Source organism: Prauserella muralis, assembly GCF_003202285.1.
Lineage (GTDB): Bacteria > Actinomycetota > Actinomycetes > Mycobacteriales > Pseudonocardiaceae > Prauserella_B > Prauserella_B muralis.
In genome coordinates this window covers 855,133-878,164 of the sequence record NZ_MASW01000001.1, presented here as the reverse complement: position 1 = coordinate 878,164, position 23,032 = coordinate 855,133, and the positions used below count along the sequence as shown (strand labels likewise).

General features: G+C 71.2%; 21 protein-coding genes and 1 pseudogene. 10 read left to right on the top strand and 12 right to left on the bottom strand.

Features of this window, described 5'->3' with window-relative positions; all coding sequences use genetic code 11:
• Positions 1–9: 9 nt before the first annotated feature.
• The 4 genes from BAY60_RS05120 to BAY60_RS05105 form a co-directional block, all read right to left on the bottom strand.
• The gene (locus tag BAY60_RS05120) at positions 10–504 is read right to left on the bottom strand and encodes a hypothetical protein (RefSeq protein WP_245992414.1); all 495 of its coding nucleotides are present in this window, start codon (positions 502–504) and stop codon (positions 10–12) included.
• 144 nt (positions 505–648) lie between these two features.
• Entirely contained in the window at positions 649–1,563 is a 915-nt protein-coding gene (locus tag BAY60_RS05115) for an ABC transporter ATP-binding protein (RefSeq protein ID WP_112280728.1), read from the bottom strand.
• 146 nt (positions 1,564–1,709) lie between these two features.
• Entirely contained in the window at positions 1,710–2,477 is a 768-nt protein-coding gene (locus BAY60_RS05110) for an ABC transporter permease (RefSeq protein ID WP_112279630.1), read from the bottom strand.
• 37 nt (positions 2,478–2,514) lie between these two features.
• Positions 2,515–3,456 carry an ABC transporter ATP-binding protein gene (locus tag BAY60_RS05105; RefSeq protein WP_112279629.1) on the bottom strand — a complete coding sequence of 314 codons (942 nt, stop codon included), beginning with the start codon at positions 3,454–3,456 and terminating at the stop codon, positions 2,515–2,517.
• Positions 3,457–3,710: 254 nt separating this feature from the next.
• Between BAY60_RS05105 and BAY60_RS05100 the strand changes: the two genes are divergently transcribed.
• Entirely contained in the window at positions 3,711–4,286 is a 576-nt protein-coding gene (locus tag BAY60_RS05100; RefSeq protein ID WP_112279628.1) for a TetR/AcrR family transcriptional regulator, read from the top strand.
• Positions 4,283–5,212, top strand: coding sequence for an SDR family oxidoreductase (locus BAY60_RS05095; protein ID WP_112280727.1), 930 nt, complete (start codon positions 4,283–4,285; stop codon positions 5,210–5,212). Before BAY60_RS05100 ends, BAY60_RS05095 begins: the two co-directional genes overlap by 4 nt.
• Positions 5,213–5,216: 4 nt before the next feature.
• Here BAY60_RS05095 and BAY60_RS05090 read toward each other — a convergent pair whose 3' ends face one another.
• Both BAY60_RS05090 and BAY60_RS05085 read right to left on the bottom strand, forming a co-directional pair.
• Positions 5,217–5,873 carry a response regulator gene (locus BAY60_RS05090; protein ID WP_112279627.1) on the bottom strand — a complete coding sequence of 219 codons (657 nt, stop codon included), beginning with the start codon at positions 5,871–5,873 and terminating at the stop codon, positions 5,217–5,219.
• A complete protein-coding gene (locus BAY60_RS05085) occupies positions 5,870–7,036 on the bottom strand; it encodes a sensor histidine kinase (protein WP_425466461.1) in 1,167 nt (388 codons plus the stop codon). The genes BAY60_RS05090 and BAY60_RS05085 overlap by 4 nt, the downstream gene beginning before the upstream one ends.
• A 136-nt stretch (positions 7,037–7,172) precedes the next feature.
• Between BAY60_RS05085 and BAY60_RS05080 the strand changes: the two genes are divergently transcribed.
• The 5 genes from BAY60_RS05080 to BAY60_RS05060 all read left to right on the top strand — a co-directional run bounded on the left by BAY60_RS05080 (position 7,173) and on the right by BAY60_RS05060 (position 14,035).
• Positions 7,173–8,747, top strand: coding sequence for a dynamin family protein (locus BAY60_RS05080; RefSeq protein ID WP_112279625.1), 1,575 nt, complete (start codon positions 7,173–7,175; stop codon positions 8,745–8,747).
• A complete protein-coding gene (locus BAY60_RS05075; protein ID WP_112279624.1) occupies positions 8,744–9,196 on the top strand; it encodes a nucleotide exchange factor GrpE in 453 nt (150 codons plus the stop codon). Before BAY60_RS05080 ends, BAY60_RS05075 begins: the two co-directional genes overlap by 4 nt.
• A 29-nt stretch (positions 9,197–9,225) precedes the next feature.
• On the top strand, positions 9,226–11,079 hold the full coding sequence (locus BAY60_RS05070; protein WP_112279623.1) for a dynamin family protein: 1,854 nt from the start codon (positions 9,226–9,228) through the stop codon (positions 11,077–11,079).
• Between the two features lie 107 nt (positions 11,080–11,186).
• A complete protein-coding gene (locus BAY60_RS05065) occupies positions 11,187–11,876 on the top strand; it encodes a DUF6802 family protein (protein WP_112279622.1) in 690 nt (229 codons plus the stop codon).
• 326 nt (positions 11,877–12,202) lie between these two features.
• Positions 12,203–14,035, top strand: a complete 1,833-nt coding sequence (locus BAY60_RS05060) for a phosphoenolpyruvate carboxykinase (GTP) (protein ID WP_112279621.1) — start codon at positions 12,203–12,205, stop codon at positions 14,033–14,035.
• 79 nt (positions 14,036–14,114) lie between these two features.
• On the opposite strand, the gene BAY60_RS05055 is transcribed toward BAY60_RS05060, so the two are convergent.
• The 4 genes and pseudogenes from BAY60_RS05055 to BAY60_RS05040 all read right to left on the bottom strand — a co-directional run bounded on the left by BAY60_RS05055 (position 14,115) and on the right by BAY60_RS05040 (position 18,723).
• Positions 14,115–15,401, bottom strand: a complete 1,287-nt coding sequence (locus tag BAY60_RS05055) for an Nramp family divalent metal transporter (RefSeq protein ID WP_112279620.1) — start codon at positions 15,399–15,401, stop codon at positions 14,115–14,117.
• A gap of 161 nt (positions 15,402–15,562) precedes the next feature.
• Positions 15,563–15,799, bottom strand: a pseudogene (locus BAY60_RS05050) (helix-turn-helix domain-containing protein); the annotation flags it as partial.
• Between the two features lie 366 nt (positions 15,800–16,165).
• Positions 16,166–17,779: an alpha/beta hydrolase gene (locus BAY60_RS05045; protein ID WP_112279619.1), complete on the bottom strand. Its 1,614-nt coding sequence runs from the start codon at positions 17,777–17,779 to the stop codon at positions 16,166–16,168.
• Positions 17,780–17,862: 83 nt separating this feature from the next.
• Positions 17,863–18,723, bottom strand: coding sequence for a septum formation family protein (locus BAY60_RS05040; RefSeq protein ID WP_112279618.1), 861 nt, complete (start codon positions 18,721–18,723; stop codon positions 17,863–17,865).
• 96 nt (positions 18,724–18,819) lie between these two features.
• Between BAY60_RS05040 and BAY60_RS05035 the strand changes: the two genes are divergently transcribed.
• Positions 18,820–19,098, top strand: coding sequence for a DUF3311 domain-containing protein (locus BAY60_RS05035; protein WP_112279617.1), 279 nt, complete (start codon positions 18,820–18,822; stop codon positions 19,096–19,098).
• A complete protein-coding gene (gene mctP, locus BAY60_RS05030) occupies positions 19,095–20,741 on the top strand; it encodes a monocarboxylate uptake permease MctP (protein ID WP_112279616.1) in 1,647 nt (548 codons plus the stop codon). Before BAY60_RS05035 ends, mctP begins: the two co-directional genes overlap by 4 nt.
• A 45-nt stretch (positions 20,742–20,786) precedes the next feature.
• Here mctP and BAY60_RS05025 read toward each other — a convergent pair whose 3' ends face one another.
• Positions 20,787–22,010 (bottom strand): RNA polymerase sigma factor, encoded by a 1,224-nt coding sequence (locus BAY60_RS05025; RefSeq protein WP_112279615.1) that lies wholly within the window; start codon positions 22,008–22,010, stop codon positions 20,787–20,789.
• A 3-nt stretch (positions 22,011–22,013) separates the two neighbouring features.
• The gene (locus tag BAY60_RS05020; RefSeq protein WP_112279614.1) at positions 22,014–22,373 is read right to left on the bottom strand and encodes a YciI family protein; all 360 of its coding nucleotides are present in this window, start codon (positions 22,371–22,373) and stop codon (positions 22,014–22,016) included.
• Positions 22,374–22,463: 90 nt separating this feature from the next.
• On the opposite strand from BAY60_RS05020, the gene BAY60_RS05015 reads away from it, so the two are divergent.
• The gene (locus BAY60_RS05015; protein WP_112279613.1) at positions 22,464–23,030 is read left to right on the top strand and encodes a peroxidase-related enzyme; all 567 of its coding nucleotides are present in this window, start codon (positions 22,464–22,466) and stop codon (positions 23,028–23,030) included.
• The last annotated feature ends 2 nt before the right edge of the window (positions 23,031–23,032 follow it).

The window sequence follows — 23,032 nt, the reverse complement described above, 5'->3', positions numbered from 1 at the left end:
GTGGGTGGCTCAGCGCACCGCCTCGAACTCGCCGAGCCTGGCGCGCAGCCCCGCCAGCCCGGGCACGGCGATCGGCTCCGGCGTCGGCCCGCTGTGCGCGGGCAGCACGTCGATCCAGCCGGGATGCCGGTCCGTGGTGACGATGGTCGTGGGGATGCGATGGCCGGTGCGCCCGCCCTCGGAGGGCATGAACTCCCAGTAGCCCGACTCGCCGTCGGCAGCCCAGGGCACGAACTCCCAGCCCGGGCGCCTGCACAGCAGGGCGTCAATGCGGTCCTCGACGCGGAACCCGTCCTCCCTGCTCGGCAGCAGGCCGGCGGCGACCGCACGCAGCCACCAGGGGGACGGCACCACCTCGTCGTGGGAGCGTGCGGCCCGGTAGAGCGCGAGAACCCTGTCCTCGGCGGCCCGGTGGACCCAGGCGGTGCGCAGCTCGGCCGGGCTCGTGGCGGCCCGGGCGTCCAGGGGAAGCTCGATCGCCCGCGACCACTCCAGCTCGACCATCGGCTCGAGTCGCGGGACCTCGGGAAGGTCTGTCACCGTCAAGGGTCACCTCCGTAGAGTCCATGACGGGTGGTATCCACTATCCCCCGCGCCCGTGCGCCGTGGGCGCCCCAGTGGGCGGCCTCACAGACAGTTAACGCGTTCTTAATCCGGCGTTGGTTCCCCGGTGTGGAACTCGACGGCCTCCCCGGTGAGCTGCATGAACGCCTGTTCCAGCGACCCGCGTTGGGGGGCGAGCTCGTGCAGGGTGACGCCGGCGGCGAACGCCAGCTCGCCGACGGCGTCGCTGTCCATTCCGGACACGGTGAGCGCGCCGTCGGACTCGTCGAAGGACACCTCGCGCCGCGTCAGCGCCTGCTTCAGCTCGGGCAGCTGGGGGCTGCGCACCCGCACCGTCCGCGCGGTGGCGCTCGCGACGAAGTCGTCGGTGGTGCCCTGGTAGATCAGCTTGCCGCGGCCGATGACCACGAGGTCCTGCGCGGTCTGCGCCATCTCCGAGAGCAGGTGGCTGGAGACGAACACGGTGCGGCCCTCGCCCGCGAGGGTGTGCATCAGCTCCCGGATCCAGTGGATGCCCTCCGGGTCGAGACCGTTCACCGGCTCGTCGAACAGCAGCACCTCCGGGTCGCCGAGCAACGCGCCCGCGATGCCGAGCCGCTGCTGCATGCCCAGGGAGTAGCCCCCCGCGCGCTTGCCCGCGACGGAGGTGAGCCCGACGAGGCCGAGCACCTCGTCGACCCTGCGGTCCGGGATGTCGTTGGAGCGGGCGATCCAGCGCAGGTGGTTGCGCGCCGAGCGGTTGGGATGCACCCAGCCCGCCTCCAGCAGCGCACCGACCGTCCGCAGTGGATGGTCCAGCTCGTCGTAGTGCCTGTTGCCGATGCGGACGTCGCCCGCTGTCGGCCGGTCCAGCCCCAGCATCATCCGCATCGTGGTGGACTTGCCCGCGCCGTTGGGGCCGAGGAATCCGGTGACGCGGCCCGCGCTCACGGAGAAGGAGAGGTCGTCGACGGCCAGCGTCGGCCCGTAGCGCTTGGTGAGCCCTGTTGCCTCGATCACACCGTCGATGGTCCCACCACCACGCGGACCGTGCAGCACACATGACACAGGCCCGGGCCGCCCCCGATTGCGACCCGGGCCTGCATCCCCCGTACCGGCCTGTGCGTTCCCCGATGCCCCCGGCCGGCTTTTCTTCCCTGTGGTGGTCAGGCGTCCCGCCGCTTGGCGGTGGTGATGGCGATCGTCAGCAGCACCGCGGCGAACGCGGCGAAGTAGGCCAGCGCCCAGCCGGGGCTCAGCGGCGAGCTGGACAGCGGCGCCCCCGCCTCGGCCATGCGGCCGGCGTTCGACTCGCCCGCCCCGGTGAGGAACTTGTTCGCCACATTGAACGGCAGCCACTTGTAGATGTCGTCACCGATGCTCGGGATGAGCTGGATCAGGCTTTCCACGGCGAGGTTGTAGATCAGCAGCAGCGAGATGGCGCCCGCGCTGTGCCGGACCAGGATGCCGACGGCGACCGCGATCACCGACGCCACCGCGTACACGACGCCGACCCCGGCGACGTTGATCCAGTCGGCCGTGCTGTTCAGCGCGAGGTCGGCCCCCGGCTGCAGCAGCAGCGAGATGCCCCAGCACACGAACGCGGTGATCTCACCGATGATCAGCGAGAGCACGGCGATGACCGTGGTCTTGGCCAGCAGCGCGGCCGCCCGGTTGGGCACGGCCTGGAACGTCGTCCGGATGGTGCCGAAGCGGTACTCGGTGGTCACCGCGAGCGCGGCGAGCACCATGATCACCGCGAGGCCGAAGCTGTACCCGAACTGGGTGGAGGCGACGGTGGCCGGGAACTCTTCGTCGGCGTTGCCGACGACGAGTGCCGTGAATCCCGCGGTCACCACCAGGGCGACCAGCGCGCACCACCACGGCGAGCGCGTGGTGAGCAGCTTGATGCGTTCGACTGCGAGCAGAGTCATTCTTTTCGTCCTTGCGGCTCGAGAGGAGAGGTCGTTCTCAGGGGGCGGTGGGCGCGAGCACGTCCCGTGCCTCGGCCTCCAGGTCGGCGTGGTACTCGACGGAGTCGCCGGTGATCTGCATGAACGCCTGCTCCAGCGAGCCGCGCTGGGGGCTCAGCTCGTGCAGGACGGCGCCCTGCTGCATCGCGATCTCGCCGATCTTGGCGCTGTCCATTCCGGACACCACCAGCCCGTCCTCGGCGGGTTCCACCTGCGCGCTCGCGCGTTCCAGTGCCTCGCGCAGGGCCTCGAGCTGCGGGCTGCGCACCTTGACCGTGCTGTCGGTGGCGCGGGCGACGAACTCCTCGGTGCTGCTCTGCGAGATGAGCTTGCCCTTGCCGATCACCACGAGCTCGCTGGCGGTCAGCGCCATCTCCGAGAGCAGGTGGCTGGAGACGAACACGGTGCGGCCCTCGTCGGCCAGCCGGTGCATGAACTTGCGGATCCAGAGAATGCCCTCCGGGTCCAGGCCGTTCACCGGCTCGTCGAACAGCAGCACCTCCGGGTCACCGAGCAGCGCGCCCGCGATGCCCAGCCGCTGCGACATGCCGAGCGAGAAGCCGCCTGCCCGCTTGCCCGCGACGCTGCTCAGCCCCACGAGGTCGAGCACCTCGTCGACGCGGCGCAGCGGGAGCTTGTTGGACCTGGCCATCCAGGTCAGGTGCGCGCGTGCCGAGCGGTTGGGGTGCACCCACTTGGCGTCGAGCAGTGCGCCGACGGTCCGCAGTGGATGGTGCAGCTCGCTGTAGCGCTTGCCGCCGATCCGGACCTGCCCGCTCGTGGGGTTGTCCAGTCCGAGGATCATGCGCATGGTGGTGGACTTGCCCGCGCCGTTGGGGCCGAGGAAGCCGGTGACGCGGCCGGGCGTGACGCTGAACGTGAGGTCGTCGACCGCGAGCGTCTTGCCGTACCGCTTGGTGAGGCCCTGTGCCTCGATCATCTTTCCCTCCTGGTGCGGCTGCTCCAGCCGCCGTGACGCTTGCTCGGGTGCGTGGCGTTCCCCATGACGGTCCATCCACGATGACGCCATCATGTCCGGCTTCGTTGTCCGCCCGCGTCATCCTGGAGACCGAGATTCCGATCCGCCTGTGGTCATAGCGTGGCGGATCCGCGTGCCTCCGGCGATCCGTGATGACCCTGACTGAACCCTGAACTCCTTGCCGAGGGTTAGTGAATCGTGATTCAATAATCGTCATGGCACGGCCGAGGACCATCACCGACGAGCGGCTGCTCGCCGCGGCGGGGACGACCATCGCCCGCGAGGGGCCGGGATTCACACTGGCGCAGGTCGCCGCCGAGGCCGGGGTGGCTGTCGGCAGCGTGTCCCGCCGGTTCGGCTCCAAGCACGGGCTGCTGCGGGCGCTGAGCAGGGCCGCGGCGCGGGAGGCGGCCGCGGGCCTGAGCGCCGCGCTGGACTCCGCCCGCGATCCGAGGCTCGCCGTGCGCGACGGCCTCGCCGATCGCTACGCCCCGCTCGCCGACCCCGCGGTCGCGGCGAACCACCTCGGCCAGCTCGGTGCCGACATCAGCGACCCGGCGCTGCGTGACCTTCTCGGTGAGTACTACGCCGCTCTCGAGGCCGTGCTGGCCGGATTCCTCCGGCGCACGGCGGGGCGGCGCTGGCGGGGGCCGGAACCGGAGGTGGCCGCGCGGCTGCTGCTGGCGGCGGCGAACGGCACCGCCATCGACTGGTCGGTGCGGCCGAGGGGGGAGCTGGTGACGAGGCTGCGCGAGGACATCGACGCGATCACGGAAGGCTGGTGGACATGACCACGACCGAACGGAAACTGCAGGGAAGGGTCGCGGTCGTCACGGGATCGACCCGCGGCTGCGGGCGTGCCATCGCGGTGGAGCTGGGCAGGGCGGGCGCCACCGTGTTCGTCACCGGCCGCACCACCCGCGACAACGCCTCGCCGATGCGCCGGGGGGAGACCATCGAGGAGAGCGCCGAGCTGGTCGCCGCCGCGGGCGGGCGCGGGATCGCGGTCCGCTGCGACTTCACGTCGGTCGCCGACGTCGACGCGCTGCGTTCGCGCATCGAGTCCGAGGTGGACGGCAGGCTGGACATCCTCGTCGACGACGTGTGGGGCGGCGACCCGTTCGTGGAGTTCGGCAAGGCCTACTGGCAGTCCGATCTGGACAAGGCCCTTGGCGTGGTGCGCAACGGCGTCGACAGCCACCTCATCGCCCTCCACCGGCTGCTGCCGTTGCTCACGCGGCGCGAGGGCGGCCTGGTGATCGAGGTGACCGACGGCGACACCGACGACTACCTGGGCGCGGGCATCCCGTACTACGTGGTCAAGTCCACCGTTCGGGCGCTCGGCAGGGCGCTCGGCGCCGAGCTCGCCGCACACGGCTGCACAGGCCTCGCCGTCACGCCGGGGTTCCTCCGTTCGGAGGCGATGCTCGAGTTGTTCGGCGTCACCGAGGAGAACTGGCGCGATGCCGTGACCGGGGAACGCCCGGAGTTCGCCGTCTCGGAGACGCCGTACTACCTGGCCAGGGGTGTCGTGGCGCTGGCGGCCGACCCGGAGGTGCGCCGCTTCGCCGGGCGGACGCTGGCGTCGTGGACGCTCATGCACACCTACGGCGTCACCGACGTCGACGGCAGCAGGCCCGACTTCGGCCGCTACCTCCGCGAGGTGTACCTGGCCGGCGCCGATCCGGAGACGGTCGACGTCGCGGCCTACCGCTGAGAATCTAACCGGCGCCCGGCCTGGCGAGGCCGGTCTCGTAGGCCAGCACCACCGCCTGCACGCGATCGCGCAGATCCAGCTTCGCCAGTATCCGCCCGACGTGCGTCTTCACGGTCGCCTCGGACAGGAACAGCCGCTCCGCGATCTCGGTGTTGGAAAGGCCCTTGGCGACGAGTGCCAGCACCTCCCGCTCGCGCTCGGTCAGCACGTCGAGCACCGAGGCGTCCCTCGGCGGCGCCTGGCCGCCACCGAGGAAGCGGTCGAGCAGCCGCCGGGTCACCGCGGGCGAGACGACCGCGTCGCCCGTCGCCACCGAGCGCAGGGCCGACACCAGGTGATCGGGCGGGGTGTCCTTGAGCAGGAAACCGCTCGCGCCGCCCTGCAGCGCCGAGTACACGTACTCGTCCAGGTCGAAGGTGGTCATCACCAGCACCCTGGCCGTGCCCGCCTCGACGATGCGCTTGGTGGCCTCCACGCCGTCGAGCACCGGCATCCGCACGTCCATCAGCACCACGTCGGGACGCAGCTGCTCGGCCAGCCGCACCGCCTCCGCGCCGTCGCCCGCCTCGCCCGCGATCTCGATGTCGTCCTGTGCGCCGAGCACCATCCGGAAGCCGACGCGCATGAGCTCCTGGTCGTCGACCACCACGACGCGGATCATGGCTCCAACCTAACGGGCAGGCGGGCCCGCACGTGCCAGCCACCGCCCGGGCTCGGGCCCGCGTCGAGCGTGCCGCCGTAGACGTGGGCGCGCTCGCGCATGCCGATCAGGCCGTTGCCGCCGGGCTCGGGCGCACGCGTGCCCGCCACCTGCCGCGCCCGGCCCGCGCCGTCGTCGGTGACCGTCACGGTGACCTCGTCGTCGCCGCGCCGCACACACACCTCCGCCCGCGCGCCCGGCCCCGCGTGCTTGAGCGTGTTCGTCAGCGACTCCTGCACGATCCGGTACACGCCGAGCGAGACACCCGCGGGCAGCTCGCCGAGGTCGCCGTCCACGTCCAGCAGTACGGGCAGCCCCGCGGCGCGCATCGCGTCGGCGACCTCGGCGAGGTCGGCCGCCGTCGGCTGCGGCACCCGCGGCTCGCTGCCGCCGCCCTCGCCGCGCAGCACGTCGAGCAGCCTCCGCAGCTCGGCCAGCGCGCCCCTTCCGGTGTCGGAGATCGTGCGCACCGCCCGTTCGGCCAGGCCGGGATCGGTGCGGATGGCGTAGGAGGCGCCGTCGGCGTGCACCACGATCACACTCACCGCGTGCGCCACGACGTCGTGCAGCTCCCTGGCGATGCGGCCGCGCTCCTCCGCGACGGCGATACGCGTCGCCTGGTCGCGCTCGGTCTCCAGCAGGTGCAGCCGCGCCTCCACCTCCGCGTGGTAGGCCCTGCGCGCGCCGACGAACTCGCCCAGCATCCAGCACAGCGCCAGCACGAGAGCCACCACGACCGCGTTGATGACCCGGCCGTCGTCGTACTGCAGCAGGATCTGCGTGGCGCTGGCCACCACCATGAGCACGAGGTAGAGCACCCCGTGCGCGCGCCCGGCGTAGATGACCACGCTGTAGACGCTGACGGCGCTCGCGATCCCGCTGGCCAGCCCCAGCTGCAGCGCCGCGTGTGCCGCGCCCAGCACGAGGACACCGTAGGCGGAGACCAGCGGGTACCTGCGGCGCACGACCAGGGGCAGCACGGTCAGGACGTCGACCGGCAGCGCGACGTACCAGGGCGCGAAGTCCGGAGCCTCCTCGAACCGCGTGAACAGCAGGATCGCGACGTCGATGAGCAGCAGATGCACCGCGATGAGGCTGTCGCCGACCATCGGGTGCGCCCGCATCCACAGACTGAACCGCCGCACCCCCCGACACTAGGACGGGGACTGGCGAACCCGCGTCAGCCTGCGGTACCACCAACGGTTACGCGTTCAGGATGACGGACGTGGCAGGATTCCCGCCGTGACCGCAGGGGGGACGATGACGGCGACCGAAAAGGGACGGCTGGCCGGGCCGCTCTCGACCTCGGTGGCGAACCTGTGCCGCAGGCTCCAGCCGCAGGTCTCGCCGCGCACGGCGGCCGGCTTCGGCGAGGTGCTGCGCCGCCTCGGCGCGCCGCTGCAGGTCGCCGTGGCGGGACGGATCAAGTCGGGCAAGTCCACCCTGGTCAACGCGCTCATCGGGCGTCGGGTCGCGCCCACGGACATCGGCGAGTGCACGCGCCTGGTCACGCGGTTCTCCTACGGCACGGTCGACCGCATCGAGGTCGTCTTCACCGACGGCCGCAAGCAGGTGCTGCCGTTCGCGCCGGACGGGATGATCCCCGCCGAGCTGGGTGTGGACGTCGACGACGTCTCCCACATCGAGGCCTACCTCACCAACGCCGTGCTGCAGGACATGACCGTGATCGACACGCCGGGGCTCGGCTCGCTCGACGCGGCGTCGGTGTCGCGGACCGAGCAGCTGCTCGGTGCCTCGCGGGGCGATGGCGAGAGCGACGACGGCGAACCCTCCGATGAGCTGGACGAGGTCTCCCGCAGCGCCGTCGCCGGCGCCGAGGCCGTTCTCTACGTCGTCACCCAGGGCATCCGCGCCGACGACCAGCAGGCGCTGGCCGCGTTCACCGCCGCCACCGCCAGTCGCGAGGCCGGGCCCGTCAACGCCATCGCCGTGCTGAACAAGGCCGACACGATCGCGCCCGAGTCGGTGGACGGCTCCGATGGCGACGTCTGGCGCGCCGCCACGATGCTCGCCCAGCGGCAGGCCGCGCTGCTCAAGCCCCGGGTGGCCGACGTGCTGCCGGTGATCGGGCTCGTCGCGGAGTCGGCCGAGTCCGGCCAGTTCACCTCCGCCGACGCCGAGGCACTTGGGCGCGTGGCCGCACTCGACGACGAGGTGCTCGAGATGATGCTCATCTCGGCCGACATGTTCACCAGCTGGGAGTGCGACGTGCCAGCCGGAGTGCGGGTGCGCCTGCTGGAGAAGCTGGACCTGTTCGGCATCCGCAGCGCGGTGGACGCCATCCGCGCCGAGCCGGACATCACGGCGGGCGCGCTGCGGCGACGGCTGCTCGACGTCTCCGGGCTCGCCGCGGTGCGCGCGCGGCTGAACACGGTGTTCGCCGCGCGGGCCGACGGCATCAAGGCCGCCGCGGCGCTGGCGTCGATCACCGCGCTCGCCCACGCCTCCGGGGACCAGGCCGAGCGGCAGCGGGTCCACGACGCCATCGAGGTGCTGCTCGCCAAGCCCGAGGCCCACCAGCTGCGCCTGCTGGAGGCGCTGACCCTCGTCGCGTCCGGCGCGGTGGAGATGCCCGAGGACCTGGCGGAGGAGGTGCTGCGGGTCGGCAGCAACGCCGACCTGGCGGCGCAGCTCGGCAAGCCCGGCGGATCCCGGGCCGACCTCGCCACCTACGCGCTGGAGCGCGCGGGCTGGTGGCGTTCGTTCGCCTCGTTCGGGGCGACCCCGGCGCAGAGCCGGGTGGCCCACGTGGTGCACAGGGCGTACTTCCTGATCTGGCAGCAGCTGCGAGAGCCCGCTGGAGGCCGACGATGAGCGGATGGTTCCGCAAGGGCAGGGGCACGGCGGACACCACGGACGACCCCGAGCCGCCGACCGGGCAGATCCCCGTCGGGTCGCAGGGAACCGCACCGGCGGACGGCGCGTCGAAGCCGGGCGTGGAACCCGTAGTAGCCGCCACCATCGGCCACGACCAGGCGCTCGCGGACCGGCACGCGCTCATCCAGCTGTGCCTGTACGCGATGGACCGCGCGCGCAGCGGCGGGGTCGCCGAACGGATCGAGCAGGGACTCGCCGGGATCGGCGTCCACGCCCTGCGCCCCGACGGCCAGCGCTTCGACCCGGCCCTGCACGAGGCGGGCGGTGCCGTGCCCACCGAGGACGCGGGCCTCGAGGGCACGGTCGCCGAGACCGAGGTCGTCGGCTTCCTCGACCACGACCGGCTGCTGCGCGCACCGGTCGTCACGGTGTACACCAGACGCTGACGGCCCGGCGGCCGCGCTAGAGTCCGCGTGTGACCACGGCACCCTCGCTCGGCAAGCCTGCCCTGCCCGCCCAGGTCAAACAGGCGCGCGAGGCGCTGCTGGTGCTGCTGCGCGAACTCGACCCGCAGGCCGCGAAATGGGTCGAGGAGCAGCGCAGGGCGCGGGCGAAGAAGCCGTCGGTCGTGGTCGTCGGCGAGACCAACCGGGGCAAGAGCTCGCTCGTCAACGCCCTGCTGGCGACCCCCGGCCTCTCCCCCGTCGACGCCGAGGTGGCCACGGCCACCTACCTGGTGTTCGACTACGCCAACGAGTGGCTGGCCCAAGCCTGCTATCCGGGTCAGCTCGCCCCCGTCGGATTTCCGATGGAGGAGCTGGCGCGCTGGGTCTCGACCACGCACGAGCTGCCGGAGGGCCAGCTGCCGCCCCGCAACGTCGAGGTGTCCGGGCCGGTCCCGCTGCTGGAGCGCGTCACCGTGGTGGACACGCCCGGAGTCGGCGGGCTCGACTCCATGCACGGCGAGCTGGCGATGGAGGCGGCAGCCAGCGCCACCGCGCTGCTGTTCGTCGTCGACGCGTCGGCACCGTTCACCTCCACCGAGCTGCAGTTCCTCAGCACCATGGCCGACCGCGTCGAGACGGTGCTGTTCGCGCTGTCCAAGACCGACCAGTTCCGCGGCTGGCGGGAGGTGCTGGCCGCCGACCGCGAACTGCTCGCCGAGCACGCACCGCGGTTCGCCGACGCGCCGTTCCACCCCGTGTCCGCGCGCATGTTCGAGCTGGCGGGCAAGGCGCCGAACGAGCAGGCCGCCGCCATGCTCCGCGAGAAGTCCGGGGTCGCCGAGCTGCAGGGTGTCATCCAGGAGCTGCTGGTGGGCCGCTCGGTGATGCTCGGTGAGGCCAACACGCTGCGGGCGCTGTCCAGCGCGCTCGCCGAGCAGCACGCGAAGCTCAGCGCCGAGCAGCGGGCGCTGACCTCCGGCGAGTCGGAGGCCGAGCACCTGCGGCGGCGGCGCGACCAGCTCACCACGGAGCGGCGCTCGTCCACGCGCGGCTGGCAGCTCAAGCTGCGCGGCGAGGTGCAGCGCGCCCGCGTGGAGCTGGGCCACGAGGGCAGCAGGCAGATGCGCGACGCGCAGTCCTACTTCCGGCAGCGCATCGACGCCGCGAGCCGCGAGGAGCTGGCCGGCCTTCCGCAGCAGGTGGACGCCGCGTTGCAGACCATCTCGCAGCGCGTCTCGGCGCTGCTGGCCCAGCGGCTCAACCACGTCACCGAGGTGGCGCTCGCGGAACTGTTCTCCGCCGAGGAGCTGGACATCATCCGGGCCCAGTTCGCGCGTGGGGGCGGGCCACCGGTCGTGCTGCGGCCCCCGGACAAGCGGCCGCCGACGGCCGAGGACAAGCTGCTCGTGTTCATGGGCGTCTCCGGCGGCGCGGGTGCGGCGAAGCTGGCCGCGGCGCCACTGGCCGGGTTCGCCCTGTTCAACCCGGTGGTGCTGCCCGCGACGATCGTGATCGGGCTCGGGGCAGGCTGGTGGATGGCGCGCACCCGCAGGCACGCCGCCGACAAGCAGCACACCAAGCAGTGGCTGGTCGAGTCGATCGCGGACGCGCGCTCGACGCTGGACCAGCTGGTGGCCGAGCAGCTCATCGAGGCGGAGCAGCAGCTCGCCCTCGCCCTCGACGACGCGCTGAGCAGGCGCATCGAGGCGATCGAGGCGGAGCTGAAGGAGCTGGACAAGACCATCAAGATGGACGCGCAGGAGCGGTCCAGGAAGCTGTCGGTGGTGACCAGGCGCCTCAAGGAGGTCGCCGAGGGCCGCGACAAGGCCGAAAGCTTCCTCGGCCGGATCCGCGCGTTGCGCGACCGGCCGCGCGACGGGTGAGTCCCGCGGAGCGGAACTGGTGCCGGGAACCGAACGGGAATACCGTGAGTCCTATCCACGGACAGCACAGACAGACTGCCAAGCCCTGACCAGAGGGGGAGTTCCCAGTGTGGGTCGACGAGAGTGGTGGCGCCGACGCCACTGACCCGGCGGGCGCGTCGGAGGACATGACCATCACCGTCGAAGGCGAGGACTACTCCGCCGACGTCAACTTCGACATCAACGAGGACGGCGTCGAGGACACGGCGGTCATCGAGCACGCCGACGGCTCGACCCAGGCGTTCGTCGACAACGACGGCGACGGCGACGCCGACGAGTACATCGCGCTCGACGCCCAGGGGCAGACCACCGCCCATGCCCAGTACGACGACGCCAGCGGCGACTGGGTGTCCGTGGAGCCGGGCAGGCCGGGAGGCGACGGCGGCGGCACCGACACCCAGACCGGCGCGGGCGGCACCATCACGGCCGACATGCCGAGCGGCGACGTCGAGGTGGGCCCCGCGACCGTCGACACCGACAACGACGGCGTGAACGACACCGCGGTGGTCGAGGACGGCGACACGACGATCGCGTTCACCGACTCCGACGGCGACGGCGAGGCCGATGTCGCGGTGCTCATCGACGCGGAGGGCAACTCCGTCACCCTGGAGCACACCGGCGACGGCGAGTGGACCGAGACCGGCAGCAGCTCGGGTGCGGCCGCCGGGAGCGACAGCCTGTGGGGCGGCGGGCACGACACGGTCGAGGGTGTCGCCAAGATCGACTCGGCCACCGGCCAGTGGATCAGCCAGAACTGAGGCGGCACTCCGCCCGGGAACCGGGCAAAGCAGTCGTAACGGGAACAGGCCCGGCGCCGCATGTGCGCCGGGCCTTTTCCGTGTCGCAGGAAAGTCTTTCCTCCTGTCGCGATTCAGCGACAACTGAATCGATTCCCTGATCGTTCTTGTGAGAGAACCGACAGGTCAGGCCTCGGTTGCGCAGGTGTTTGGCCGCTAGTCTCTGGGAATCCCCAAAATCAGCACACCGCTCGGCGGTGGGCGTAAGCCATTTCGGTCGCCGGCAACGGAGCCCGCATCCGGACACAGTTCGGTGTGGGCTCTTGTCGTCGAAGACAGGAGAAGAGATGACTGCAGTAGCCATCCCCGGTCTGGACAAGGCGCCAACGACGCACAGCGGCGTGCTGTCTTGGGTGAGGGAGGTCGCCGAGCTGACCACCCCCGACCGGGTGGTGTGGGTCGACGGCTCCGACGAGGAGGCGGAGCGCATCAACGCCGAGCTCGTCGAGGCGGGCACCTTCGTCCCGCTGAAGGCCAAGCCGAACTCCTACTGGGCGGCCTCCGATCCGAGCGACGTCGCGCGCGTCGAGGAGCGGACGTTCATCTGCTCCGAGCGCGAGGAGGACGCCGGGCCCACCAACAACTGGATGGCCCCGGACGAGATGAAGGCGACCATGACGGAGCTCTACCGGGGCTGCATGCGTGGTCGCACCATGTACGTCATCCCCTTCTGCATGGGCCCGCTTGGCGACGACAACCCCAAGCTCGGCATCGAGATCACCGACTTCGCCTACGTCGTCGCCTCGATGCGGGTCATGACCCGCATGGGCAAGGCGGCGCTGGACAAGTTCGTCACCTCCGACGGCACCGAGCGCGAGTTCGTGCCCGCGCTGCACTCGGTCGGCGCCCCGCTCGAGCCCGGCCAGGAGGACGTCCCCTGGCCCTGCAACGACACCAAGTACATCAGCCACTTCCCCGAGAGCAGGACGATCTGGAGCTACGGCTCCGGCTACGGCGGCAACTCGCTGCTCGGCAAGAAGTGCTACTCGCTGCGCATCGCGTCGGTGATGGCCCGCGACGAGGGCTGGCTGGCCGAGCACATGCTGGTGCTCAAGCTCATCTCGCCGGAGAACAAGGCCTACTACGTGGCGGCCGCGTTCCCGAGCGCCTGTGGCAAGACCAACCTGGCGATGCTCCAGCCGACGATCCCCGGTTGGCGGGTCGAGACGCTCGGTGACGACATCGCGTGGATGCGCTTCGGCGAGGACGGCAGGCTCTACGCCGTCAACCCGGAGGCCGGCTTCTTCGGTGTCGCCCCCGGCACCAACTGGAAGACCAACCCCACCGCCATGCAGACCATCGAGCAGGGCAACTCGGTGTTCACCAACGTCGCGCTGACCGACGACGGCGACGTGTGGTGGGAAGGCATGGAGAACCAGCCGGAGCACGCGACGTCCTGGAAGAAGCAGGACTGGACGCCTGCCGACGGCGAGGCGGGCGAGCCCGCCGCGCACCCCAACTCGCGCTACTGCACGCCGATGTCGCAGTGCCCGATCCTCGCGCCGGAGTGGGACGACCCGAAGGGCGTGCCGATCTCGGCGATCCTGTTCGGCGGCCGCCGCGCCACCACGGTGCCGCTGGTGAACGAGGCCCGCGACTGGCAGCACGGCGTCTTCCTCGGCGCCACGATGTCGTCGGAGAAGACCGCCGCCGCGGCGGGCAAGGTCGGCGAGGTGCGCCGCGACCCGATGGCGATGCTGCCGTTCCTCGGCTATCACGCCGGTGACTACTTCAAGCACTGGATCGAGGTCGGCAAGGGCGCCGAGGCGAGCAAGCTGCCGCGGATCTACTACGTCAACTGGTTCCGCCGGGGCGACGACAAGCGGTTCCTGTGGCCGGGCTTCGGCGAGAACTCGCGGGTGCTGAAGTGGATCGTCGAGCGCATCGAGGGCAAGGCCTCGGCGCGGGAGACCCCCATCGGCTTCGTGCCGTCCGCCGACGACATCGACACCGACGGCCTCACCGAGCCGCCGGAGGACATCCAGGCCTCGCTCGACGTGAGCGCCGAGGAGTGGCGCCAGGAGATCCCGCTCATCGAGGAGTGGTTCGACAAGATCGGCGACAAGGTGCCCTCCAGCCTGCGCGACGAGCTGGAGACGCTCAAGCAGCGCCTCGGCTGATCGGCGCGAAGATCGTGGCCGTCCCCCACGGAGTCCTGCTCCTGCCGGGGACGGCCACGATCGTCTGCTGGTGTTCGCGCTAGCTGAACAGGCCGATCAGCTCGTCGATCGCCAGGTACGCAAACAGCGCAAGGCACAGGGTCAGCAGGGTGTTGGACACCCAGCCCGACCGGCCCTCGCCCGGCACCCGCCGCGTGTTGAGCAGGACGAGCAGCGTTCCGGCGAGGAACGGCATGAACAGTGCACCCAGCACGCCGTAGGTGACCGTGAGCTGGAACGGCTTGTCCAGAAACAGCAGCGCCATCGGCGGGAACGTCAGCCAGAGCACGTAGCCGCGGAACACGGGGCTGCGCACGCCCGCCTTGCGGTCGTAGTCCTCGCCGGTGTCGGTGGCGCCCGCCGGCAGCCGCCATGTGCGCCACCAGTCGGCGAACAGCAGGCTGACGCCGTTCCACACGCCGACGAGCGAGCTGAACGCCACGGCGAAGAAGCCGATGAGGAACGGGATCCGGGCCCACTGTCCGTAGTCGGCGGCGAGGATGTCGCCGAGCATGAGCAGGCCCTCGTCGTCGTCCACGATCTGTTGCCCGAGCAGCAGTTCCGAGCCGACGACGAGCATCGCGACGACGAAGATGCCGGTGGTGACGTAGCCGACCGCGTTGTCCAGCCGCATCATCGACAGCCAGCGCGACGAGCGCCAGCCCTTGGCCATCGTCCAGTAGCCGTAGGCGGCCATGGTGATCGTGCCGCCGACGCCGCCGATGAGGCCCAGCACGTAGACGAACGAGCCGCTCGGCAGCCGCGGCACGAAGCCGCTCAGCGTGTCGAGCAGGTTCGGCGTCACCAGTATGGCGGTGCCGACCACGGTGACGAACATGATGCCGACCAGCACCGTCATCACCTTCTCGACCACCGCGTAGCGGCTGAACCACACGAGCAGGAAGCCGACGATGCCGCAGATGATCGCCCAGTAGCGCACCGAGAGGCCGGGCATCAGCGCGTTGAGCGGGAGCCCCGAGGCCGACATGGCGGTGGCGCCGTAGACGAAGCCCCACACCACGGCGTACGCACCGAAGTAGACGAGCACCCACCTGCCGAGGGTGCGCCATCCCGCGAGGATCGTCTGCCCCGAAGCCAGGTGCCATCTGCCGACGGCTTCCGCCAGCGCGATCTTGAAGATTGTTCCGACGACGACTGCCCAGAGCAGGACGTAACCGAAGCGGGAGCCCGCGACCATGGTGGCCACCAGGTCCCCCGCACCGACACCGGTGGCGGCGGCCATGATGCCCGGCCCGATCTGCCGCAGCTTGGCTCGCCAGCCGACTGGTACGTCTGTCACGTCCTCGTGACCGACTTTGTGAGACATGCACGCAAGGTAACGCGGTTCACACGACCGGGGAACCAGGCAAAACGGACCTTTACAGTCCCTTAGGGCAGTGCCCTCGGCGCGGTGGCCGAGCCGAAGGGCACCGTGGGTACGTCATGCGAGCCGAAGGTGCCCTGGGGCTCGCCCGCCGACGGCGCGAGGTCGGCGATGCCGCGCAGGTGGTCGAGGGAGATGCCGACCGCGTCCGCGACGGCGACGACCGTGAAGAACGCGGGGGTGGGGATGCGGCCCGTCTCGATCTTGCGCAACGTCTCCACCGAGATCCCGGCCTCGGCCGCGACCTCCACCATGCTCCTGGTGCCCCTCGCCGCACGGAGCGCGGCGCCCAGCCGCTCACCCCGCGCTCGTTCGGCTTCGGTCAACGGCACGCGCACCACGCCGCTGATACTAATACCGCCGCAGGGTTACACACAGCCTGTGGACAACTCTGTGCACAGGCTGGGGACCGCTGCGGACCACTGCGGACCACTGCGGAGCGCCGGGAACCGTTACCGCGACCGAAGTGCAACCTGCCGGGAGGAAACGCCGGGCACTGCTCACGCGTCCTAGGTAGTGACACAGGTCACAACAGCTGAGTGAGGGGTGGTGGCCATGGTCTCGGCAGGCTTGGCCATGCTGGTCGTGGCGTTCGGTGCGGCGCTCGCCGTCGTGTGGTGCGGGGCGCTGCGGGAGGGTGACGACGTGGTCGCGGACGGCAACGGTCCCCAAGGGCGGGCCACCCCTGGGGACCGTTCGAGCGGGCCTCAGGCGCCGTCGGGCACCGGCAGCGGCATCCCCGGACAGGTGCGGTCCGGGGGCACCACGCCGTCGACGAGGTAGTCCTCCACGACGTCGTCGGCGCAGGCGTTGCCGCCCGCGTAGATGCCGTGGTCACCCTCGTCGGTGATGGTCAGCATCCGCGAGCCCTCGAACGCCTCGTGCGCCCGCCGCGCGCCCTCGATCGGCGTCGCCGGGTCGTGCTCGGACTGCACGATGAGCACCGGCGGCACGCCCTCACCGTCGAGCTCCGGCAGGTCCATCGGCCGGTTGTGCCAGAAGATGCACGGCTGCACGAGCCAGCCCCAGCCGAGCAGCGGGTAGCTGCGGCCGAGCAGCTCCGACTGCCAGACCACCGACGCGCGGTTGCCGTACCACGGGCCCTCGTTGCAGGGGATCGTCCAGAAGCTCGCGTCGTAGGCGTCGTCGTAGTCGGTCGGCACCACGAGCGGCTGCGGTCCCACGGAGTCCACCCTCGACAGCGCCTCCCGCAGGGTGCGCTCGGCGTCGCTCTGCGCCTGCGCCGACGGCCGGTCCTGGGTCAGCGTGCGCACGCTCACCAGGTAGTCGGCCAGCTCGGGGAACGACTGCTTGTCGTACAACATGCCCGCGATGGCCGAGTCGAGCTCGTTGGGACCGACCTGCTCGCCGTCGAGGTCCACCGGCTCCTGTGCCAGTGCCGCGCGCACCTGCTCGTAGGTCTGCCGGGCGGCCTCACCGGTGGTGCCGAAGTGGTAGAGCCGGTCGTACTGGGCCAGCCACGGCAGGAAGTCCTCCCGCCAGCGGCGTTCGAAGCCCAGCGGCTGCCAGTCGAACGACCGCTGCCAGGTGGTCGTGAACTCCGTGGACGAGTCCAGCACGAACCGTCCGGTGTGGTCGGGGAAGCGCTGCGCGTAGTGCGCGCCCAGCCAGGTGCCCGCCGAGTAGCCGACCCAGTTGATCCGGTCGCGGTTCAGCAGCTGGCGCAGCAGGTCGATGTCGTGGACGGTCTGGAACGTGTTGATCAGCGGGCCCAGCTCGCCCGACTTCACCTGGCACGACTCCGCCGCGTACTTGGTGGCGTCGAGGATGAGGTTGAGGTTCGAGCGGCGGCGGTCGCGCGGGTCCAGTGAGCTGCCCGTGCCGATGGCGCCGCCACACGTGATGTTGGTGCTCTTGCCGGTGCCCCTGGGGTCGAATCCGACGATCTCCTGGTGGGCGCGCAGCCGGTCCTGGTCGCGCAGCCGCGCGGGGAAGATCCGGCCGGGAGCGCCGGGGCCGCCGGGGTTGGTCACCACGCTGGCGGTCGCCTCTCCGCCGGTGGCCTTGAGCCTGCTCACGGCGATCGTGAGGTCCACACCCTCCCCTGGCCGGGTCCAGTCCCGCGGCACCAGGTAGGTGGCGCACTCGATGTCCTCGGCGCCCGCGGGTGGGGTGGCGGGCAGTTCGCCCTCCCCGCACCGGTGCCAGTCGAGCACCTGGGAGGTGTAGCGGGCGGGGACCTCGACCGGGGTCTGCCTCGCCGCGGGCGGGTCGGCGGAGGCCGGTGCGAGCCCGGCCAGCAGCGCTGCCGCGACCGCCGGAACCACCACGGCGAGGCGGGTTCGTGAACGGGCTCTCATGGAATCAGTCCCCTCGATCTTGCCGGTGTCGCGCGGTCATTGAATCCGGCCGCGGCGCGCGGGGCAACCGCCGATGGTCGGGCTCACGGCACGGGCAGCGGCGCGGTACCCAGCCCGCGCACCGGGCGCACCACGGTCTTGGCCGGCTCGGCGAAGCAGGTCAGGTTGGTGAAGCCGTGCGGCCAGTTCGCCCGGTCCGGCCACGTCCAGGAGGCCACCACGTCGTCCCGGTTGGCCGCGCGCAGGTAGCCGGCGAGCAGCTGCGGGCACCGCTGCCGTCCCATCGCGTCGAACTCGGCCTTGGCCGGGTACTTCTCGTCCGGCCGGCCCATCGCAACGACGCCGATGGCTTCGGCGCTGTGCGGCTCGTCGCACGCCACCAGTTCGAGCCCCTTGCGGGACGGGCGCGTCGCCGAGCACAGCTGGTGGTCGTAGAGCCCGTCTCCGGCCAGGACGCCGCGGGCCGACCCCGTGCGCGGCACGGCCTCTCCCCTGCCGTTGAGCTCCGCGACGCCGCAGAGGTACCACCGGTGCCCGGCCTGCCAGTCGTCCGGGCCTGCCCACAGCAGCCACGCGCCGAGCACGGTGGCGTCGTAGGCGGCATTGCCGAGGTAGTCCCTGGCCGCCTCGCGGCAGGTGGGGAACACGGCGCCGAACACGGCGGCCCGCTGGGGCGGGTCCTCCCCGAGTTCGGGGCCGAACTCGCCTGCCCTGGTGATCTCCACCGTGTGCTCGGTGCCGCAGTCGACGGGCGCCGGGTCGTTGCCGGACACGCACTGGCCGGGCGCGGCCAGCACGCGCTGCGGCGTGCGGTCCTGCGAACCGGTGGGCGCGGCCTGCGTCCGCTCGCCCGGTGTCGGCGTGCCGGGGACCTCGGTGGCGCACCCCGACAGCAGCAGGGCGGCCATCGCGGCCGCGGAGACGAGGAGCCCGTATCTGCGCATCGGCGATGACCCTACCGAGTGACCCTGCGCACCACTTAGGGTCAGCCGGCGTTAGCGGCACGTGACGCGAACTGCACACGGAAGTGGTGAGATCTGATGGCGACCCCGAGGCGCGGCACGGGAGCTGGGCTGCGGTTCAGTCCATGGAACCTGTTGCTGATCATCCCGTTGTGGATCCTGTGCACACCCCTGTACAACCGGGCCACCCCCGAGTTGTTCGGCATGCCGTTCTTCTACTGGTTCCAGTTCGTCGGCATCGCCGTCGGCGTGGCCTGCACGGCGGTGGTCTACGTCATGACGCGGGAGACGCCGACCGTTCCCGCCCGCGGTGAGGGCACCGACGTCGACGACCTCGACGAGGGGAGCGCGCTGTGAACGACCTGCACTGGCCCGAGCTGATCATCTTCGGTCTGCTGTTCCTGCTCGTCACCGTGCTCGGCTTCGTGGCGTCCCGGTGGAAGGCGGGCTCCACGCTCGACCACCTCGACGAGTGGGGACTCGGCGGCCGCAAGTTCGGCTCGTGGATCACCTGGTTCCTCATCGGCGGCGACCTCTACACCGCCTACACGTTCGTCGCCGTGCCCGCCCTGCTGTTCGGCGCGGGAGCGATGGGCTTCTTCGCGATGCCGTACACGATCATCGCCTACCCGCTGGTGTTCCTGCCGCTGCTGCGGCTGTGGTCGGTGTCGCGGGCGCGCGGCTACGTCACCCCCGCCGACTTCGTCCGGGGCCGCTACGGCTCGCCGGTGCTCGCCACGCTGGTGGCCGTCACCGGCATCGTCGCCACCATGCCCTACATCGCGTTGCAGCTCGTGGGGCTGGAGGCCGTGCTGCGCACGATGGGCTTCAACGCCGGGGGCTTCCTCGGCCACCTGCCGCTGCTCATCGCGTTCGTGATCCTGGCGATCTACACCTACCAGTCCGGGCTGCGGGCACCAGCGCTGATCGCCTTCGTCAAGGACCTGCTGATCTACGTGGTGATCCTGGTGGCGGTGCTGTACCTGCCCGCCAAGCTCGGCGGCTGGGGCGAGATCTTCTCCGCCGCGGAGGCGAAGTTCGCCGAGACGGAGTCGCCGAACGACGGCCTGCTGCTCAACGCCAACAACCAGTTGCAGTACGCCACCCTGGCGTTCGGCTCGGCGCTGGCGTTGTTCCTGTACCCGCACGCGGCCACCGGCGTGCTGGCCTCGCGCGGGCGCAACGTGCTCAAGCGCAACATGTCCGCACTGCCCGCGTACTCGGTGCTGCTGGGCCTGCTGGCGCTGCTCGGCTTCGCGGCCATCGCGGCGGGCACCGAGGCACTGACCAACCAGGCGACCGGGCGGCCCGACACCAACACCATCGTGCCGAAGCTGTTCGACGATCTGTTCCCGTCGTGGTTCGCGGGCATCGCGTTCTCGGCCATCGGCATCGGCGCGCTCGTGCCCGCCGCGATCATGTCCATCGCCGCGGCCAACCTGTGGACCCGCAACATCTACAAGGAGTTCCTCCGCCGCGACGCCACCCCGGCCGACGAGGCGCGGCAGGCCAAGCTCGCCTCGCTGGTGGTCAAGTTCGGGGCCGTGGCGTGCATCCTGTTCATCGACCCGCAGTTCTCGATCGACCTGCAGCTCATCGGCGGCGTGGTGATCCTGCAGACGCTGCCGTCGGTGGCGATCGCGCTCTACACGCGCTGGTTCCACCGGTGGGGGCTGATCGCCGGCTGGTTCGTCGGCATGTTCTGGGGCCTGCTGCTGCTCTACAACATCCCGAACCCGGCGACCGGCAAGCCGCACTTCGGCGGTTCGGCGCTCGCGCTGGACAAGCTGAACATCCTCGGCTGGCAGCCGTTCGCGGGCTCGCAGGTGCAGATCTACGTCGGCATCGTCGCGCTCGTGGCGAACCTGCTCGTGGCGGCCGTCGTGACGGTGGTGGCGCGGCGGCTGCGCGTGTTCAACGGCACCGACGACACCGACCCGGGCGACTACCACGTGGACGAGGGAGACAAGAACCTCCGGCCCGTCGGCGCGCAGCACTGACCAGCACTGACCAGCGCTGACCAGCACTGCGCACGTCCGTCCGCGTCACCGGCACTCGGCCAGCCTGCGTTCCAGGAACCGGCGCTGGGGCTGCGCGCCGGGCAGCTCCAGCGCCCTGCGGTAGTAGCGGGCGGCCGTCCGGGGCTGCCCTGCGCGCAGCCACAGTGCGCCGAGCGCGGCGGGCAGCCCGCGGTGCCCGCTGAGGCGGTCGTCCTGTTCGAGGCGCTCCAGCTCCGCGATGCCCTGGCCGGGTCCGTGCACCATGGCCACGGCGATGGCGCGGTTGAGCAGGGTCACCGGTGAGGGCCGCAGCTCGGCCAGCCGGTCGTAGAGGGCGAGGATGCGCGGCCAGTCGGTGTCGGCGGGATCCGCGGCGGCGACGTGGCACAGCGCGATGGCGGCCTCGACGTGGTAGGCGGACAGCTCCGGGCCGGTGCACGCGGCGGCGAACGTCCGCGTGCCCTCGGCGATGAGGCGCCGGTCCCACCGGCCGCGGTCCTGCTCGTCGAGCAGCAGCACGTCGCCTGCCTCGTCGACCCGCGCGGGCAGGCGGCTGGCCTGCAGCAGCATCAGCGCGAGCAGCGCCCGCGCGCGTGGCAGGTCGGTGCGGGCGTCGGCGAGCAGCAGCCTGCCGAGCCGGATCGCCTCGCCGCACAGCTCCCCGCGCACGGCGGCGTCGCCGGAGGTGGCGTCGTAGCCCTCGGTGAACAGCAGATACAGCACCGCCAGCACACTGTCCACCCGGGACTCCACCTGCTCCGCGGGCGGCAGCTGCAGCGGCTCGTCCCGCGTGCGCAGCCACTTCTTCGCCCTGGCGAGCCGCTGCGCCACGGTGGCGGGCTTGGTGAGGAGTGCGGCCGCGATCTCGCCGACCCCGAGCCCGCCGACCGTCCTGAGCGTGAGCGCGACCTGTGAGGTCTGGGACAGCTCGGGATGGCAGCACAGCAGCATCATGGCCAGCTCGGCGTCTCCGGCGGGCGCCTCGTCGCAGCCGTCCAGTTCGGCCAGCAGTGGCAGCTTGGCCCGCAGCGTCTGCTCGCGGCGCAGCAGGTCCAGCGCCCGGTTGCGGGCGGCGCGGAACAGCCAGCCGCGCGGGTTGGCCGGGACGCCGCTGTGCGGCCAGGTGCGCAGCGCCTGCTCGAAGGCGTCGGCGAGGCATTCCTCCGCCAGGTCGAGCCGGGCGGGGCCGAGCGTGCGGGCCAGCGTGGCGGTGATCTGCCCGGCGCTGTGCCGGAACAGATGCTCCACCACGCCGGCCGGCTCGCCCATTGCCTAGGCCTCGCAGCCGTTCTCGCCCACCTTGCGCACCTCGATCGGCCCGAACGCGACGTGCGGGTGGGTGCCGAAGGTCTTCTCGGCCTGGTCGAGATCGTCGGCCTCGATGATGATGACGCCGCCGACCACCTCCGCGGCCTCGGTGTGCGGGCCGTCGGTGGAGGTCAGGACACCGTCCTCCAGCCGCACCACACGGCCCTTCGTCGCGGAGAGGCCGTTGCTGTAGACGAGCCTGCCCGCCTTCTCCATGTCCTCGCTCCACGCGAGGTAGCGCTCGAGGGTGCGCTGCGCCTCGTCCGGGCCGAGATGAGCGAGCGCGTCAGGGGTGTTGCGCAGGAACCCGGCGTACTGGGGCATGTCTCCTCCTTGGTCGTCGGCCGGTCGTGCTGCCTACGAGACCCAGACGAACGAGGACGGCCGGAATCGACACGCACTAGCGTGACACCGATGAGCGAGGATGTGAGCAGGTTCGGCACGGTCGAACCGGATGAGCTGCCCGCCGACCTGGCCGAGCGGATCGGGCTGATCGCGGAGAAGTCGGGCTTCGTGCCGAACATCTTCCGCGCGCTGGGCCATCGCCCCGCCGAACTGCGGGCGTTCCTCGACTACCACGACGCGCTGATGAACCGTGAGGACGGCCTCAGCAAGGCGGAGCGGGAGCTGGTGGTCGTCGCGACGTCGGGGGCCAACCACTGCACGTACTGCGTGGTGGCCCACGGCGCGATCCTGCGCATCCGGGCGAAGGATCCGCACGTGGCGGACCGGGTGTCGAGCAACCCGTGGCAGGCGGAGCTGGAGCCACGGCAGCGGGCGATCGTGGACCTCGCACTGGCGCTGGCGCACGACTCGGCGCGCTTCGGCGAGCAGCACCTGGCCGCGGCGCGCGAGGCCGGGCTCTCCGAGGACGAGATCTGGGACGTCGGCGCCATCACCGCCCTGTTCGCGATGTCGAACCGCCTGGCACACCTCACCGCGCTGCGCCCGAACGCCGAGTTCTACTCCATGGGGCGGTAGCG

Excerpts from the sequence above, each read along its gene's own strand:
- BAY60_RS05120 (WP_245992414.1), bottom strand. The coding sequence starts at position 504 with ATGGTCGAGCTGGAGTGGTCGCGGGCGATCGAGCTTCCCCTGGACGCC.
- BAY60_RS05110 (WP_112279630.1), bottom strand. The coding sequence starts at position 2,477 with ATGACTCTGCTCGCAGTCGAACGCATCAAGCTGCTCACCACGCGCTCG.
- BAY60_RS05105 (WP_112279629.1), bottom strand. The coding sequence starts at position 3,456 with ATGATCGAGGCACAGGGCCTCACCAAGCGGTACGGCAAGACGCTCGCG.
- BAY60_RS05100 (WP_112279628.1), top strand. The coding sequence starts at position 3,711 with ATGGCACGGCCGAGGACCATCACCGACGAGCGGCTGCTCGCCGCGGCG.
- BAY60_RS05095 (WP_112280727.1), top strand. The coding sequence starts at position 4,283 with ATGACCACGACCGAACGGAAACTGCAGGGAAGGGTCGCGGTCGTCACG.
- BAY60_RS05090 (WP_112279627.1), bottom strand. The coding sequence starts at position 5,873 with ATGATCCGCGTCGTGGTGGTCGACGACCAGGAGCTCATGCGCGTCGGC.
- BAY60_RS05085 (WP_425466461.1), bottom strand. The coding sequence starts at position 7,036 with ATGCGGGCGCACCCGATGGTCGGCGACAGCCTCATCGCGGTGCATCTG.
- BAY60_RS05080 (WP_112279625.1), top strand. The coding sequence starts at position 7,173 with ATGACGGCGACCGAAAAGGGACGGCTGGCCGGGCCGCTCTCGACCTCG.
- BAY60_RS05075 (WP_112279624.1), top strand. The coding sequence starts at position 8,744 with ATGAGCGGATGGTTCCGCAAGGGCAGGGGCACGGCGGACACCACGGAC.
- BAY60_RS05060 (WP_112279621.1), top strand. The coding sequence starts at position 12,203 with ATGACTGCAGTAGCCATCCCCGGTCTGGACAAGGCGCCAACGACGCAC.
- BAY60_RS05055 (WP_112279620.1), bottom strand. The coding sequence starts at position 15,401 with ATGTCTCACAAAGTCGGTCACGAGGACGTGACAGACGTACCAGTCGGC.
- BAY60_RS05045 (WP_112279619.1), bottom strand. The coding sequence starts at position 17,779 with ATGAGAGCCCGTTCACGAACCCGCCTCGCCGTGGTGGTTCCGGCGGTC.
- BAY60_RS05040 (WP_112279618.1), bottom strand. The coding sequence starts at position 18,723 with ATGCGCAGATACGGGCTCCTCGTCTCCGCGGCCGCGATGGCCGCCCTG.
- BAY60_RS05035 (WP_112279617.1), top strand. The coding sequence starts at position 18,820 with ATGGCGACCCCGAGGCGCGGCACGGGAGCTGGGCTGCGGTTCAGTCCA.
- BAY60_RS05025 (WP_112279615.1), bottom strand. The coding sequence starts at position 22,010 with ATGGGCGAGCCGGCCGGCGTGGTGGAGCATCTGTTCCGGCACAGCGCC.
- BAY60_RS05020 (WP_112279614.1), bottom strand. The coding sequence starts at position 22,373 with ATGCCCCAGTACGCCGGGTTCCTGCGCAACACCCCTGACGCGCTCGCT.
- BAY60_RS05015 (WP_112279613.1), top strand. The coding sequence starts at position 22,464 with ATGAGCGAGGATGTGAGCAGGTTCGGCACGGTCGAACCGGATGAGCTG.